The organism is Vibrio sp. 10N.247.310.24, assembly GCF_041467175.1.
GTDB classification, from domain to species: Bacteria; Pseudomonadota; Gammaproteobacteria; order Enterobacterales; family Vibrionaceae; genus Vibrio; species Vibrio tasmaniensis_A.
The window spans coordinates 1-16,304 of the sequence record NZ_JBFSUD010000019.1; the positions used below are offsets into that span (position 1 = coordinate 1).

15 protein-coding genes are annotated in these 16,304 nt (G+C 44.4%); 12 read left to right on the forward strand and 3 right to left on the reverse strand.

From position 1 onward, the window contains the following. Positions 1 to 541: 541 nt before the first annotated feature. From AB6E08_RS08385 to AB6E08_RS08395, 3 genes are read left to right on the forward strand one after another with little or no spacing between them, the layout of a single operon-like run. Complete coding sequence (locus tag AB6E08_RS08385; protein WP_004734203.1) at positions 542 to 763, forward strand: FeoA family protein; 222 nt, start codon at positions 542 to 544, stop codon at positions 761 to 763. Further along, on the forward strand, positions 764 to 3,037 hold the full coding sequence (gene feoB, locus AB6E08_RS08390; RefSeq protein WP_372063500.1) for a Fe(2+) transporter permease subunit FeoB: 2,274 nt from the start codon (positions 764 to 766) through the stop codon (positions 3,035 to 3,037). After that, positions 3,034 to 3,264: a FeoC-like transcriptional regulator gene (locus AB6E08_RS08395; RefSeq protein ID WP_009847310.1), complete on the forward strand. Its 231-nt coding sequence runs from the start codon at positions 3,034 to 3,036 to the stop codon at positions 3,262 to 3,264. Before feoB ends, AB6E08_RS08395 begins: the two co-directional genes overlap by 4 nt. Positions 3,265 to 3,400: 136 nt before the next feature. On the opposite strand, the gene AB6E08_RS08400 is transcribed toward AB6E08_RS08395, so the two are convergent. Continuing rightward, a complete protein-coding gene (locus AB6E08_RS08400; protein ID WP_122046050.1) occupies positions 3,401 to 3,829 on the reverse strand; it encodes an HIT domain-containing protein in 429 nt (142 codons plus the stop codon). Positions 3,830 to 4,137: 308 nt separating this feature from the next. Further along, positions 4,138 to 5,871, reverse strand: a complete 1,734-nt coding sequence (gene argS, locus AB6E08_RS08405) for an arginine--tRNA ligase (RefSeq protein WP_009847308.1) — start codon at positions 5,869 to 5,871, stop codon at positions 4,138 to 4,140. A 349-nt stretch (positions 5,872 to 6,220) separates the two neighbouring features. On the opposite strand from argS, the gene AB6E08_RS08410 reads away from it, so the two are divergent. After that, entirely contained in the window at positions 6,221 to 6,817 is a 597-nt protein-coding gene (locus AB6E08_RS08410) for a VOC family protein (protein WP_009847307.1), read from the forward strand. Positions 6,818 to 7,113: 296 nt separating this feature from the next. Here the strand turns inward: AB6E08_RS08410 and purU are convergent, their stop codons facing one another. Next, the gene (gene purU / locus AB6E08_RS08415; protein WP_372063503.1) at positions 7,114 to 7,947 is read right to left on the reverse strand and encodes a formyltetrahydrofolate deformylase; all 834 of its coding nucleotides are present in this window, start codon (positions 7,945 to 7,947) and stop codon (positions 7,114 to 7,116) included. Positions 7,948 to 8,247: 300 nt separating this feature from the next. On the opposite strand from purU, the gene AB6E08_RS08420 reads away from it, so the two are divergent. The 8 genes from AB6E08_RS08420 (at position 8,248) to rnd (ending at position 16,250) form a co-directional block, all read left to right on the forward strand. After that, the gene (locus AB6E08_RS08420) at positions 8,248 to 8,448 is read left to right on the forward strand and encodes a hypothetical protein (RefSeq protein ID WP_009847305.1); all 201 of its coding nucleotides are present in this window, start codon (positions 8,248 to 8,250) and stop codon (positions 8,446 to 8,448) included. 150 nt (positions 8,449 to 8,598) lie between these two features. Then, entirely contained in the window at positions 8,599 to 10,527 is a 1,929-nt protein-coding gene (locus tag AB6E08_RS08425) for an ATP-dependent DNA helicase (protein ID WP_372063505.1), read from the forward strand. A gap of 59 nt (positions 10,528 to 10,586) precedes the next feature. After that, positions 10,587 to 11,288 (forward strand): tRNA (adenosine(37)-N6)-threonylcarbamoyltransferase complex dimerization subunit type 1 TsaB, encoded by a 702-nt coding sequence (gene tsaB, locus AB6E08_RS08430; protein WP_012604519.1) that lies wholly within the window; start codon positions 10,587 to 10,589, stop codon positions 11,286 to 11,288. A gap of 93 nt (positions 11,289 to 11,381) precedes the next feature. After that, on the forward strand, positions 11,382 to 11,687 hold the full coding sequence (locus AB6E08_RS08435; RefSeq protein WP_009847302.1) for a hypothetical protein: 306 nt from the start codon (positions 11,382 to 11,384) through the stop codon (positions 11,685 to 11,687). A 39-nt stretch (positions 11,688 to 11,726) separates the two neighbouring features. Continuing rightward, a complete protein-coding gene (locus tag AB6E08_RS08440) occupies positions 11,727 to 12,287 on the forward strand; it encodes a Slp family lipoprotein (RefSeq protein WP_009847301.1) in 561 nt (186 codons plus the stop codon). A 47-nt stretch (positions 12,288 to 12,334) separates the two neighbouring features. Beyond that, positions 12,335 to 13,186: an alpha/beta fold hydrolase gene (locus AB6E08_RS08445; RefSeq protein ID WP_372063507.1), complete on the forward strand. Its 852-nt coding sequence runs from the start codon at positions 12,335 to 12,337 to the stop codon at positions 13,184 to 13,186. Between the two features lie 106 nt (positions 13,187 to 13,292). Continuing rightward, positions 13,293 to 14,987, forward strand: a complete 1,695-nt coding sequence (gene fadD, locus AB6E08_RS08450) for a long-chain-fatty-acid--CoA ligase FadD (RefSeq protein WP_009847299.1) — start codon at positions 13,293 to 13,295, stop codon at positions 14,985 to 14,987. A 144-nt stretch (positions 14,988 to 15,131) separates the two neighbouring features. Then, positions 15,132 to 16,250, forward strand: coding sequence for a ribonuclease D (gene rnd, locus AB6E08_RS08455; protein ID WP_069591626.1), 1,119 nt, complete (start codon positions 15,132 to 15,134; stop codon positions 16,248 to 16,250). Positions 16,251 to 16,304 lie beyond the last annotated feature (54 nt).

Below are 16,304 nucleotides of genomic sequence, written 5' to 3' on the forward strand. Positions count from 1 at the left end.
GAGATACGAGATACGAGATACGAGATACGAGATACGAGATACGAGATACGAGATATAACGATAGTTGGGGGAGTTTAAAAAGGTTTTTGGGTTAAAACAAAAGGAAGAAAAAAAATATCGTGGTATAGCCGGGGGGACTATACCACGGGTGCCAATGACACCTTCGCTTGCTGCCGGAGTGATATGGCAAGCCACATCACCTCTGGAATAAAATTAAAGAGAAAGAGTTTCTCTTCGATGGAGTAACTATACGGGTAGCGACTTGTTTTGCTTATAAAATTAACGACAGATGACTGTGAGAAAACCGACATTATTATAAGTTGTTGATTATTATTGCCTTATTGTTTTCTGGTTGACGCGTACTAGTAAGGTAGTCCCCACTAATTGTTGAAAGTGACGTTTTTGACGTAAACGTTTTTAACGAAATTTACGAGAGTGTATTTTCGAAAACATTGATTTCACACAATAGAATTGTGGGTATGTGCGTGTATTATGTCGGTAATAACAATCTTTCTCATTATCAATCTCGAACTGGGTACTTATGAAACTCTCACAACTAGAGCAAGGAAAAGCGGCTTCTATTGTTGCACTTACAGGTTTAACACCAGACGTTAGAAAAAAACTAATGGTTATGGGCATGTTGCCAAAAACCGAGGTGACACTTATCCGTCGTGCACCTATGGGTGATCCGCTTCAAGTTGAAGTGAGAGGTGTTTCTATAGCCATTCGTGAAAGCATTGCAGAACAAATCGAGGTTATCTAAATGGATTATCAAGTTCTTACTGTTGGTAACCCTAATAGTGGTAAAACAACATTATTTAACGCATTAACTGGCGCAAAACAGCACGTTGGTAACTGGGTTGGTGTGACCGTAGAAAAGAAAACCGGTTTATATTCGCACGCTGGGGATCAATTTCAGTTAACGGATTTACCAGGCATTTATGCACTAGACAGTGGTAATGATGCAAACAGTATCGATGAGTCTATTGCATCACGCGCCGTGCTTACTCACCCAGCGGACGTGATCATCAATGTTGTTGATGCTAGCTGTTTGGAAAGAAGCTTATACATGACATTACAATTGCGAGAGTTGGGTCGCCCAATGATCGTTGTATTGAACAAAATGGATGTATTAAAGCGTGAGCGTCAGGTGATTAATCTTAAGGCTCTAGAAAAAGAGCTAGGTTGCCCGGTTCTAAGCTTGTCAGCAAACGATAAAGGACAAGTGGTTCGTTTTAAAGAGCGTTTGCATAAGCTTCTGGTTCAAGGTGTGAGTCTTGATCCTATCTCTATTGATTACGATGTCGCGTTAGAAGCTCTTATTCCTTCTGTTGAGTCACAATTTGATGATGCTGACGTATCTCACCGAGCACTAGCGATTCGTGCTTTAGAAAATGATTACTTGGTATTGAATGGTTTGGCCCCACAAACTCGCACTCAAATTGATAGTGTGCGTCTTGGTGCCGATTTGGATATTGATCTTGCTGTTGCTGACGCTAAATACACTTTCTTACATGAACTTTGTAAACGAGTTCGTCGCAGCGAAGGCAAACTGAGCCGTAATTTCACAGAGAAAGCCGATCAATTCATTTTGAATAAATGGGTCGGGATTCCTTTCTTCTTCGTCATCATGTACCTAATGTTTATGTTCTCTATCAATATCGGTAGCGCGTTTATCGACTTCTTCGATATTGGTGTTGGCGCAATATTAGTTGATGGCGGACATCACTTATTAGATGGTCACTTACCGGTTTGGCTAGTCACCGTTCTTGCTGATGGTATTGGTGGTGGTATCCAAACGGTTGCGACCTTTATTCCGGTTATTGCCGCGCTTTACTTGTTCTTAGCGGTACTAGAAAGTTCAGGCTACATGGCCCGCGCTGCATTTGTACTGGATAAAGTGATGCAGAAAATTGGCTTACCGGGCAAAGCATTTGTACCACTTGTTCTGGGTTTTGGCTGTAACGTACCTTCTATCATGGCAACGCGTACTCTTGACCAAGAGCGCGAACGTAAACTCGCCGCATCAATGGCACCCTTTATGTCATGTGGTGCTCGTCTACCTGTATACGCACTGTTTGCTGCTGCATTCTTTCCTGGTGCTGGACAAAACGTTGTGTTCGCTCTGTACATCATGGGTATTCTGGCTTCTGTATTTACGGGCTTGTTCCTTAAAAATACTATCTATCCTGGTAGCAGCGATAGCTTGGTTATGGAAATGCCGGATTACGAATTGCCGACCGTGCAAAACGTGATGCTGAAAACTTGGCAGAAGCTGAAACGTTTCGTGCTTGGCGCAGGTAAAACCATTGTAATGGTTGTGGCAATTCTGAGTTTCTTTAATTCATTAGGTATGGACGGCAGTTTTGGTAACGAAGACAGTGAAAGTTCTGTGCTATCTAAAGCGGCTCAAGTTGTAACTCCAGTGTTCCAACCGATTGGTATTACTGAAGAGAACTGGCCTGCAACGGTTGGTATCATTACCGGTATTTTTGCGAAAGAAGCCGTGGTTGGTACGCTAAATAGCTTATACACTACACCTTCTGATGAAGAAGCGGCTGAGTTTGATCTAGCGGCAAGTTTAGAAGAAGCCGTAATGACCATTCCTGAAAACCTTGCTGGTTTGAGCTATTCAGATCCATTAGGCATTGAAGTTGGTGACTTGTCTGACTCTAGTTCTGTGGCTGCTGATCAAGAGGTTGATACTTCGATCTTTGGTAACTTGAAAGATAAGTTTGTATCAGGCCACGCTGCGTTTGCTTACTTAATCCTAATCTTGCTTTACACACCTTGTGTGGCAGCGATGGGTGCTTATGTTCGTGAATTTGGTCAGACGTTTGCCCGCTTCATCGCCGTTTGGACAATGGCACTTGGCTACTTCGGTGCGACCTTCTATTATCAAGCAGCAAACTTCGCTGCTCATCCAATCAGCAGTGCGGTATGGATGGTTGCAATTGCTGGTGGTTTTGTGGTGACGTATCGCATCTTCAAGAAAATCGGCAGTAAGCAAAAAGCACTTGAGGTGCAAGTAGTATGATTTTAACTGAACTTCATCAATACATTGATAACGAAGGTGTTGCTGCTCGTAGTGAGCTTGCATCTAAGTTTGGGGTAAGTGAAGACGGTATCGATGCGATGCTGGGAGTGTGGGTCAAGAAAGGCAAGATATCTCGCTTGGTCGACACCAATAAACATGGCCATACAACACGTATTCGCTACACCATCAGCAAACAAGATGGTTTGTCACTGAATGTGATGATGTAGTTCAGGTCTCATACTCTCGTTGAAAGCGACGAGATTAGGCAATAAAAAAGCCGCTTACCTATTTTAGGTGAGCGGCTTTTTGTTATGTGTCTTTTCTGAACTGTCTTGTTTTAAAGCTCAATGAGACCAACTTAAATTACGCCTTCTTGAAGATAGAACTCAGCGACAAAACGTTCTGGATACGAGTATGGATTGCAGCTTGTTCTTCTTCCGTACGCTGCTCACCTTTAGTGTTTCCCCATACTGGTCCTGGCCATGCGATGTCATTTTTGAAACGCGCAATATGGTGAATGTGTAGCTGTGGCACCATGTTACCTAGCGCACCAAGGTTTAACTTGTCTGGTTGGAACGTAGCTTCTAGTGCTTGGCTTACCGCTTGAGACTCAAGTAAGAACTGCTGTTGTTCTTTCATTGGTAGATGATGCAACTCTTTTAGGTTGGCGCGTTTTGGCACCAAGATAACCCAAGGCACTGCACTGTCTTTGCTTAGCAGCGCCAAGCTTAGTGGAAATTCGCCGATAATCGTGGTGTCTTTTGCTAACTGTGGGTGAAGTTCAAAGCTCATTATTATTATCCATTTCGATTTCTTGAAGTCATACCAATCACAGTAAGTAAATGATCAGAAATAGCGCAGGAAAAAGGTTTGAGAACAAGGCAGATTTTTTTGATAAGTAGTTACTCTACAATCAAAAATTCTAACGCAGTCATCGAGCGTTTTAACCAGCTAGGATGATTAGTTATTTACTACGATTGGTATCAGTATACGTTAGATAAAACAAAAGGTTGATGCTTTCACATCAACCTTTTTAATTTTCTCGAATCTCGAATCTCGAATCTCGAATCTCGAATCTCGAATCTCGAATCTCGAATCGCTTACATGCGCTCTAGAGTTTCGATACCTAGAAGCGACAGGCCTTGCTTGATAGTCTTAGCTGTCAGTGCAGCAAGCTTCAGGCGGCTCTGTTTAACGGTTTCATCTTCAGCCACAAGGATAGGGCATGCTTCGTAGAAGCTAGAGAATTGACCAGCAAGTTCGAACAGGTAGCTACACATGATGTGTGGTTGACCTTCACGAGCAACAGACTGTACCGCTTCTTCAAATTGTAGAAGTTTCGCGATAAGGGCTTTCTCTTTCTCTTCAGTGATTTTGATTTCACCTTCTAGAGAGTCCATAGAAATGCCTGCTTTAGCAAAGATTGAAGCGACACGAGTGTATGCGTACTGCATGTACGGTGCTGTGTTGCCTTCAAATGCCAGCATGTTTTCCCAGTCGAACACGTAATCAGTGGTACGGTGCTTAGAAAGGTCTGCGTATTTAACAGCCGCCATTGCAACTGTGTTCGCGATGGTTTTCTTCTCGTCTTCTGCTAGCTCAGGGTTTTTAGATTCAATCAGCTGAGTTGCACGTACTTCTGCTTCGTCCAGAAGGTCAGCAAGACGCACTGTACCGCCAGCACGAGTTTTAAATGGCTTGCCATCTTTACCTAGCATCATGCCGAACGCGTGGTGCTCAAGAGATACAGACTCAGGAACATAACCCGCTTTACGAACGATAGTCCAAGCTTGCATTAGATGTTGGTGCTGACGAGAGTCGATGAAGTAAAGTACGCGGTCTGCGCCCAGTTCTTCAAAACGGTATTTAGCACATGCAATATCGGTGGTGGTGTACAGGAAGCCACCGTCACGTTTTTGCACGATAACGCCCATAGGGTCGCCATCTTTGTTTTTGTATTCGTCTAGGAATACAACTTGTGCGCCGTCAGACTCTTTTGCTAGACCTTGTGTTTGTAGGTCAGAAACGATGTTTGAAAGCATATGGTTGTACATACTTTCACCCATCACATCATCACGTGTCAGTGATACGTTCAGGCGATCGTAGTTACGTTGGTTTTGAACCATGGTTACGTCAACCAGCTTTTTCCACATTTCAGCACAGTATGCGTCGCCACCTTGCAGTTTCACTACGTAGCCACGAGCTTTCACTGCGAATTCTTCGTCTTCGTCGTAAAGCTTTTTAGATTCACGGTAGAACTGTTCAAGATCTGACAGTTCCATTGAAACTTCACCAGTTTCAGCTTGGATGCGCTCAAGGTTTGCGATAAGCATACCGAATTGAGTACCCCAGTCACCAATGTGGTTAGCACGAATAACTTTGTGACCTAAAAACTCAAGTGTACGAACAACAGCATCACCGATGATCGTTGAACGTAAGTGGCCTACGTGCATTTCTTTTGCAACGTTTGGAGCTGAGTAGTCAGCAACAATCGTTTGTGCTTCTGCGGCTGAAACACCAAGGCGAGAGTCAGCAAGCGCTGCGTCTGCTTGTTGTGCCAGGAACGTTTCATCTAGGAAGATGTTTAGGAAACCTGGACCTGCGATTTCAACTTTAGAAGCGATACCGTCTAGGTTTAGAACGTCCAATACTTTTTGAGCAAATTCTCGAGGGTTAGTGCCTAGTCGTTTAGCAACACCCATAATGCCGTTTGCTTGGTAGTCACCAAATTGTGGTTTTGCAGATTGACGGACAGCCGCAGGAGAGCCTGCAGGTGCGCCAGCGGCTTCTAGAGCCTGAGATACTTTGTCATTAATCAGTGCTTGGATATTCACACGCGTTTCCTTCAATTCAAGGATGAATAAGAGTAGCCGTTATTTCGTGGGCATTAAATTTGGCTAATTATGCTTCTAGTTAACGATTTAATGCTGAAATGAACAACAGACTCTGTTTAAGTTCACAAAAATGGCGTTAATCATACCAATTTTGTGGGCTTTCTTATAGGTCGAATTGATAGAAAATTAACATTTCCTGAGGGGTTTTTGACAATCAACTTTGACCAAGCCAAGTTTGTCTATTTAGGAAAGTAAGACACGGTACTTTTTGAGTGTTTTTTGTCAAAGCAGCGCTTGTTGCTGGAAGTAAAACTGATACCATGCTGCCATTATTTGGAGAACATAGACAATGACGATGAGCCTGAAGCAAGCTGAACTAGAACCACAACAAATGATTGCACGCCTTGATACGTTTATGACGAAAATTGAGAACCTCGGAAATGTGCTGGGTTTGGATTTAAGCTTTGCTCAAGCGGATCATATTGCATTAAGAATCAATGAAACTGAGCTTGCGAAATCAGCACATCAAGCATGGTCTGAATACGGCTCTACGATTTCAGAAGCGATGATCAATGGTCGTCCCATTGTGGTGTTGGCTTTCGATAAACCATTGCAAAGCCTTGGTTGGAAGATTGAATGTTTAGAGCTTCCATACCCAGCTGAAGGCAAGATTTACCCGAGCCAAGATTGGGAGCATGTAGAGTTTGTGATTCCTTCTCACGCACAAACGGCCGATGAGTATCTAGCAGACCTTAAAGAGACTTACCCGCAGTTCGCTGCTAAGTTTGAAAATTTGGCAGATCAAGGCATTAAGATAAAACTCTCTAGCCCGAAAGGTGAGGGGGAACGTTTGAATAATCCAACGGTTGCATTCAAGCATCAAGGGATTTGCATTAAGCTGCATCCACACTCTTTGAAGAAGATTGTTGAGTCAGAACAGGCCTAATTTGATTCGAGAGTGGCTGGGAATAGATTCCTGATCTCGCCTAGGCTCGTCGGAATGACGGGGTGTTTGATGGTGTTTGCGAGGTCTATCTTTAGATGCTGACAGTCTGAGTGTTCGAGGGCGCATGTTAGGGCCTATAGTTATAAGATTCATCACCGAGTTCGTCATTCCCGTAGTCGGAAATCTCATAAAGCTATTCAGATCATCAGATACAAAAAACGCACAATGGATTAACCCTATTGCGCGTTTTTTATTGGGTTTTAACTGGAATTTTTACCGGAAATCGAACCTCCGACCTACAGAATCACGGTCTTGTTGCCGTAAACAAACACGTGATCATTGATCACTTTGTTTAAAGCCTTACTCAACACGTTCTTCTCTACGTCACGACCCGCTTGTGCCATGTCTTTCGCGTTGAAGTTGTGATCCACTGGGATAACATCTTGCTTGATGATTGGACCTTCATCGAGATCGTTTGTCACAAAGTGTGCCGTTGCACCAATGATCTTCACACCGCGCTCGTAAGCTTGCTGGTATGGCTTAGCACCAATGAATGCAGGCAAGAAACTGTGGTGAATGTTGATGATTTTGTGGTTGTACTTCTCAACAAACCCCGGCGTCAGCACTCGCATGTATTTAGCAAGCACTAGATAGTCCGCCTCATACTGGTCAATGACTTCCAACATCTTCTTCTCATGCTCTTCACGGTTTAATCCTTCGTGAGAAACATGGTGGTAAGGGATATCAAAACGCTCGGTTAGGCTTTGCAGTGTATCGTAGTTACCAACTACTGCCGCAATATCAACATCTAAACTGCCATCGAAGTTCTTCATCAGAATATCGCCAAGGCAGTGTGCTTCTTTAGTTACCAGAATCACAACACGCTTACGAGATGAATCAACCAGCTTACGTTTTGTGTTTTCTGGCAGGGCTTGGTCTAAATCGGCGAGTAAGGTTTCGTCATTGAAGTAGCCCTCTAGCTCTGTGCGCATAAAGAAGTGGCCACTTGTGTTATCAACGAACTCATTATTGTGAATAATATTGAGTTGGTGCTTATAACAAATGTTGGTGATCTTTGAGATGAGGCCTGGGGCGTCAGTACAATGTGTTAATAAAGTTTTTCTTTCCATTTGCATCTTACTTCCATGAATGTTGCACTTATTATATGAAATCGGGATTCTTCAAAATTTAATGCAGGCCGTCGAACGGTGAACTGAGCCGCAGTATCACCGTTATAATTAATCTATTATCAAGTTGGTTTCAACAAATTCTGCTGCTCATTTATCGCATCGATAAATTGTTTTATATAGAAATATCAGTTTTTCGATAGAAAAAAAGGCAGAAGCTTCATTTTTCAAGTTTTGACCGTAGTACGCATTTGAACTTCAACCGAGGCATTGACGCTTTGGCCAAAAATAGAGGTGATACTTATGGATAAAGAGTTACTAGCAAAAAAACTGTACTGCAAACGAGTGAATTCATTAGCGGGAAGTACAGAGTTAGATGGTAATGTTCTAGATGAAATGTGGGAAAGTAAAACCTCACCAACCGATGCAGTGAAAGCCATGCAGCCTTGCGATAATCATTTTGAAGGCGCCCCTTGGTTGTCGCGTTATCTCAGCCGAAAATAATAACGATTCTTTGATTTTTATTTCTTCAATTCTTACCTTCTAGGTAGCTTAACCCAAACCAAACACCTCCGGTGCGAAGTCATTCTTGATTCGCGCCGGCTCACTAAACCTGCCATAATTCGCCTTCTATTTTTCTAAACTTCGTACTCTATGATATCTAAAACGTTTTCTGCTGATGGTGCTTTGGGTAAAGCGATCCCTGGGTTCCAACCTCGACAAGCTCAGCTAGACATGGCTGAAGCGGTTTCACAGGCTATTGAACAACAGAGCCAATTGGTCGTTGAAGCGGGAACGGGAACAGGTAAGACGTTTGCTTATCTAGTGCCAGCACTGCTGAGTGGTAAGAAAACGATCATCAGTACGGGGTCTAAAAACCTTCAAGAACAGCTGTTTCACCGAGATTTACCATTGATGGTCGATGCGCTTGGTTTTTATGGTCAGGTTGCGTTACTCAAAGGCCGTTCAAACTATTTGTGCTTGGACAGGCTCAGTCGTCAAATGATCGAGAGCCATGGCACTCACACCGATCCAACGCTGTTAGCTCAGTTGGTGAAAGTGCGCAGTTGGTCGTCAGCGACTCAAACTGGCGATTTAGGTGACTGTGATGATATTGCTGAAGATAGCCCGGTCATTCCAACCATTACCTCGACTAACGACAACTGCTTAGGCAAAGAGTGCCCAAGCTACACCGATTGCTTTGTGCTGAAGGCGCGTAGAAAAGCGATGGATTCTGATGTTGTTGTAGTGAACCACCACTTGTTTCTCGCGGATTTAGCGATCAAAGAAACCGGGTTTGGTGAGCTGATACCTGAAGCCGATGTGTTTATCTTCGATGAAGCGCACCAACTTCCCGATATCGCTAGCCAATACTTCGGACAATCGGTTTCCAGCCGACAGATCCAAGAGCTAGCCAAGGACATTGAAATTGCTTACCGAACTGAAGCCAAAGACATGCGCCAACTGCAGAAAGTAGGGGATAGGCTCGTTCAATCGTCAGCCGATCTACGCATTGTGCTTGGCGATACGGGCTTTCGCGGTAACTGGCGTGAAGCATTGAAGTCAGAGTCGATTGCGAGAGAGTTAGTTCGCTTACAAGATGCGTTGCAATTGGCCGTTGATGTATTGAAATTAGCATTGGGTCGAAGCCAGTTGTTAGACACGGCTTTTGAACGCGCCACTATGATCAAATCGCGCATTGAACGTGTATGTGACGTGTCGATTACTGGTTATTCGTATTGGTATGACACCACGCCACGACACTTTGCTTTGCACATCACGCCACTCTCAGTCGCCGACAAATTCCATGAGCAGATTGAGCTAAAACCGGGTGCTTGGGTGTTTACCTCTGCAACTTTGGCGGTGTCGGACGATTTCGACCATTTCACCTCACGGCTTGGGCTAAAACCGTCAGCACAATTTTCACTACCGAGCCCGTTTGATTACCCAAATCAGGCGCGTTTGTGTGTGCCTCGCTATCTACCAGAACCGAATAGCCCGGGCTTAGCGGACAAGCTAGTAAGAATGCTGACCCCTGTGATTGAGCAAAACCAAGGTCGCTGTTTCTTCTTATGTACCTCACACAGCATGATGAAAGAGTTGGGTGAACGGTTCCGCGAAACGCTCTCGGTTCCCGTTCTGCTGCAAGGTGAGACAAGTAAGCAAAAAACCTTAGCAGAATTCATGGAATTAGGTAATGCATTGCTGGTGGCCACAGGTGCTTTCTGGGAAGGCATAGATGTTAGGGGCGATGCATTAAGCTGTGTTATCATCGATAAATTGCCCTTTACAGCCCCTGATGACCCTTTGCTTAAGGCTCGAATTGAAGACTGTAAGTTGAAAGGGGGTGATCCTTTTGCACAAGTACAATTGCCAGACGCAGTGATTACCTTGAAACAAGGTGTCGGTCGATTGATACGTGATAAGCGCGATAATGGCGCTTTGATTATCTGCGACAACCGATTAGTGACTCGCGATTACGGTGGCATATTTTTGGCGAGTTTACCGCCTATCCCACGTACTCGTGACTTAGGGGTCATTAAAGAATTCTTAGCTAAAGACCATTCAACCGCTGCTGAGTAATTAGCATTGTTGAGCTTAGCCATTATTTTTAGATTAGATAACGAATATTTGAGACACAAATGAGCGCGAAAATTCTTGCAGTAGATACCGCAACTGAAAACTGTTCAGTTGCACTAGTAATTGGTGACCAGGTGTTCGCACGTAGCGAAGAGGCACCTCGAGACCATACGAAAAAAATTCTACCTATGGTTGATGAAGTACTGAAAGAAGCGAATGTTGCTTTAACCGATATCGACGCGATCGCGTTTGGCCAAGGCCCGGGCAGTTTCACGGGTGTACGTATTGGCATTGGTATTGCTCAAGGCTTAGCTTTTGGTGCTGATTTGCCGATGATCGGTGTGTCTACACTGGCAGCGATGGCGCAAGGCAGCTACCGTAAATTTGGCGAAACTCATGTTGCAACAGCAATTGATGCTCGCATGAGTGAAGTTTACTGGGCTCGTTACAGCCGTGAAGATGATGGTCGTTGGACTGCGGTCGATGCGGAATGTGTAACGCCTCCAAGCGAATTGGCTGAACAGCTTGAAGCGGACTCCAACACATGGGCGAAAGTAGGCACAGGTTGGGAAGCATATGCAGAGCACATGGACACACTAGCGATCAACACCAAAGCGTGTGAAGTGCTATTCCCAGAAGCTCAAGACATGGCGTTCCTTGCTCAATTTGCTTATGCTGAAGGCAAAGCGGTTGCTGCTGAAGAGTCTGAGCCGGTTTACCTACGTGATAAAGTGACTTGGAAAAAACTGCCTGGTCGCGAGTAAATACGTATTACTTTGGCTCTGCAGTTTATTTTGTAGAGCCGTTATTAAAATTAGATACACAATCATTAAAGTCAGGTAATAAACTCTTTAAGCATGGTTTCAATCAACGGCTTACCTCCTTCTTCGATAGGCAATACATCTAAAACCAATCGAACCAACAAAAAGAATGAGGTAAAAAAAGGCGATGCAAAGACCTCTGTTGGTCAGCCAACTAAGGTTGCGAATGCTGTCTCGCATTCTATTCGCCAGGTCAAAGAGTCTGAGATTCACAAGGCTCAGATTCAATATGATCTTCCAGAAGGGCGCGGACGACGTGCGATGGAGGAGTATATGGATGTGATGAATCAAGCTAAAAAAGAGGAACTTGCAAAGCTAATTGGGGTCGATATTTATATCTAGCTTTGTGTTTTCATTTATCCTGCTCTAAGGAGCTGCATTATGTATTCTCTCATATCTAAATCTCGCTTATTTTTCCTTGTCGCTTTCTCTACGATGGTGATGGGGTGCTCCTCTTTACCTAAAGAACTTAATGCAAACTCAGAACAGGTGGTAACTGACTACCAAGAGTGGGTAAACACACTACCGGATGCCGGTGATGTTCGTTTGGGTGGCGTGATTGCTAAAGTCACTAATCTGAAAGATAAAACGCGTGTTGAAGTGGTGAACTTACCTATCTCTAGTAGTGGTAAGCCTGATATTGATGCCGAACCAAAAGGACGTTTTGTTGGTTACATTGACGGCTATGTTGAACCATTGAGCTTTGCTGAGGGTCGTTTAGTTACTTTAGTTGGCACATCAAATAGCACTGAAGACGGTATGGTTGGTGAATACCCTTACACTTTCCCAGTCATGAATGTCTACAATCAACGTTTATGGCAGATCACTGAAAGAGTGGTTATTAATGACTTTGCGCCAACTTACTACTCTTGCCGCAGTTTACATTGTCGCAGTTTTCAAACCATGCCTAAGTCAGGGCGTGTGATTCAAGATGTGCAATAGTCGAACCTTAACTCGACATACCCAATGACAGGGACACCATACTATCAATGATTGAACAGTCATATTCCCTTGCGAGCGGGACACTTGCAACACAACAGATTGGCAACCCACAAACGACCGTAACGACGGTCGTTTTTATTCATGGCTGGCTAGACAATTCCGCAAGTTTTACTCAGGTCATGCAGCAAGTCTCTAAGCTTTCTTCAGATACTCACTTAGTTGCGATCGATCTTTTTGGGCACGGTTACTCGTCGCATAAGTCGGGGAGTTACTACCCATTTCACGACTATATTGATGATTTACACCAGCTAGTGACCAAATTATCGCCAAACGGACTGGTACTGGTAGGACATTCACTTGGTGCATTGATAGCAAGTTGCTATAGTGCCGCCTTTCCTGAAAAGGTGTCAGGATTAATTCAAATTGAAGGTCACGGACCTCTTTCTGAAGCTCCCCACGAAACAGTCTCTCGCTTGAGGGATGGGGTACTTAGTCGTCTTCGACAGCGAAGAAAGCCTTCACGTCCTCTGGCAAGCCTTGAGGATGCTATTAAGCTGAGAGCTCACGCCAACCAAATTAATGCTGAATTAATCGCTCCTATTGTTGAGCGAGGTATTGTCGAGTTTGAGAACTCTTGGCAATGGCGATACGACCCTAATCTAAAATGTGACTCGTTATATCGAATGTCACAGGCGCACGCTGAAGCGATTATGGCGGCTATTGAATGCCCTCAATTAATAATCCTAGGGGATGATGGATACCGACATTTGCAGCATAATCGCTACAAATCAGCGCATAGTCCTCTGAATATAGAGACGATTCCTGGCGGACATCATTGTCATTTAGAGAGCCCAGAGCTAGTTTCAGAGCTAATTCTTGGTGTAGTTAACAAAATTTAAACAAGTGTTTGAGCCTTTTAGTGCTCATGCACTAAAGCTGTGCTGTAATACCGCAATGATAAAAAGCGGCGAAGCAGTCGTCAGCTGATAAACGAGGAGTAACATCGTGGATAAACCTTGGCTTTCACGTTATCCAAGTGACGTACCAGAAACGATCAACCCAGATCAGTACCAATCTCTCATTGAAATGTTTGAACAGTCGGTACAGAAGTTCGCCGACCAACCTGCATTCGAGAACATGGGATCGATTATGACATTCCGTAAGCTTGAAGAGCGCAGTCGTGCTTTTGCTGCTTACTTGCAGAATGATCTAAAACTGAAGAAAGGCGATCGTGTCGCGCTGATGATGCCAAACTTGCTGCAATACCCAATTGCACTGTTTGGTGTACTGCGTGCAGGTATGATTGCTGTGAACGTCAACCCACTGTACACGCCTCGCGAACTTGAACACCAACTGAATGACTCTGGCGCAAAGGCGATTGTTATCGTTTCTAACTTTGCGAGCACACTAGAGAAAGTCGTTGATAAAACTCCGGTTAAACACGTTGTACTCACTAGCCTTGGGCAAATGTTGCCACGAGCGAAAGGTACGATTGTCGACTTCGTAGTGAAATACGTAAAAGGTATGGTGCCTAAGTACGATCTACCGGGTGCCATTTCATTCAGAAAGGCACTTTACAAAGGCCGTCGTCTTCAATATGTGAAGCCGTTTATGGCGGGTGATGACATCGCATTCCTACAGTACACAGGTGGTACAACGGGTGTAGCGAAGGGCGCAATTCTAACGCACCGCAATATGATTGCGAACGTACTTCAAGCTAAAGGGGCATACAGCCCTGTGCTACAAGAAGGCCGTGAATTGGTGGTAACGGCATTGCCGCTTTACCATGTATTTGCATTGACAGTGAACTGCTTACTGTTTGTTGAGATGGGTGGTCGTAACCTTTTGATTACTAACCCTCGTGACATTCCTGGCTTTATTAAAGAACTACAAAAAGTTCCGTTTACCGCGATTACTGGCGTAAACACCTTGTTCAATGCGCTAGTGAATAACGAAGATTTCCACGAGTTGGATTTCAGTAACATGCGTCTGTCTGTTGGCGGTGGTATGGCGGTTCAGCGCGCTGTTGCTGAGCAATGGAAGAAAGCGACAGGTGTCCACCTACTTGAAGGCTATGGTTTAACTGAATGTGCTCCTTTGGTCACAGGTAACCCATACGATCTGAAAGACTACACAGGTGCAATCGGCCTACCAGTACCATCAACAGAAGTTCGTATTGTTGATGATGAAGGTAAAGTGGTGGGCAATGACCAAGTGGGTGAATTGCAGGTCCGTGGTCCTCAAGTGATGCAAGGTTACTGGCAGCGTCCAGAAGCGACCAAAGAAGTGATCGATCAAGACGGTTGGCTATCGACAGGTGACATCGTTAAGTTTGATGACGAAGGCTTGTTGTACATCGTTGACCGTAAGAAAGACATGATTCTAGTGTCGGGCTTCAACGTTTACCCGAACGAGATTGAAGATGTAGTGGCTCTACACGGCAAAGTGTTAGAAGTTGCGGCTATCGGCCAACCTCATGAGGTGTCTGGTGAGCTGGTTAAGATTTACGTGGTGAAACGTGACCCTAGCCTAACCAAAGAAGACATTATCGCGCACTGCCGTGAACACCTAACTGGCTACAAGATCCCTAAATTGATTGAGTTCCGTGAAGAACTACCAAAAACCAATGTAGGTAAAATCTTGCGCCGAGTGCTTCGTGAAGAGAACGATGCTGAGCTTGCTAAACGCGCAAGCGAGTAACGAGCTCATTTACGAGAAGATGATGCACCATAAGCCATAGCAGCGCTTAATCTAAGCGAGCGCTGAAAAATGGTGTTAGAATGCCGACAGTTAATGTCGGCATTTTTGTATCCGGCGATCAAAGTAAAATCAGTGAGAGTTTTTGTGGATTATCAAATCATTACCCAAGTGAAAGACCTTGAGCGAGTTTGCCAACAAGCACGTGAAGCCGATGTTGTTATGCTTGATACAGAGTTCGTTCGTACAAGAACCTATTACCCTCAATTAGGCTTAATTCAGTTATTTGATGGTGAAACGCTGTCACTGATTGATCCTATTGCTCTTGATGAAATGACCCCGTTTGTTGGGTTATTGAAAGACACTTCAGTACTGAAAGTTTTGCACGCGTGTGGCGAAGATCTAGAAGTGTTCCAGAACGCATTTGGCTGTACGCCAACGCCAATGGTTGATACGCAGATCATGGCAGCCTTCTTAGGTCATGGTCTTTCAACTGGCTTTGCAGCTCTCGTTTCAGAGTTTGTAGGCGTTGACCTAGATAAGAGTGAATCTCGCACCGACTGGCTAGCGCGTCCGCTTTCTCAAAAGCAACTCGACTACGCAGCAGCAGACGTTCACTACTTGATGCCAATGTACAACAAGCTTCTAGAAAAAGTGATGGAAGCGGGCTGGTGGGAAGCGGCGCAGCAAGAGTCTGATTTACAAGTGGCTAAGCGCATCCGTAAAGCAAACCCAGATAACGCTTACCTTGATATTAAAGGCGCGTGGCAGCTAAAGCCTCAACAGTTAGCGATCTTACGACCTTTAGCAACTTGGCGTCTAAAAGAAGCAATCAAGCGCGATTTAGCGCTGAACTTTGTCTTTAAAGAGCAAGACTTATGGGCAGTAGCGCGTTTCGCGATGAAAGATCCTAAACATATGGAGCAAGAAGGTTTTGATTACCGCTCTGTACGTCGCCATGGCGCTAAAATCAGTTCAATCGTTAAGTTAGCTGAGCATACGCCAGAAGAAGAATACCCAGCGCCAGTAGAACGTCTAATGGACTACCCAGGTTACAAACAACTCTTCAAAGTGTTGAAAGATGAAGTGAAAACAGCTTCGCAACACAGTGGTTTAGCGACTGAATTTTTGGCGTCGAAGAAGCAACTTAACCAAGTGTTAAGCTGGATATGGAAGCACGATCGTAATCCTGAAAAACTGCCAGATGTTATGCAAGGTTGGCGTTTAGATGTGGTTGGCGAGAAGCTAAATAAAGCGATCAAATAACCAACGACTGCAATGACATTTCGATGATTCAAAGAAAAGCGACCTAATTAAGGT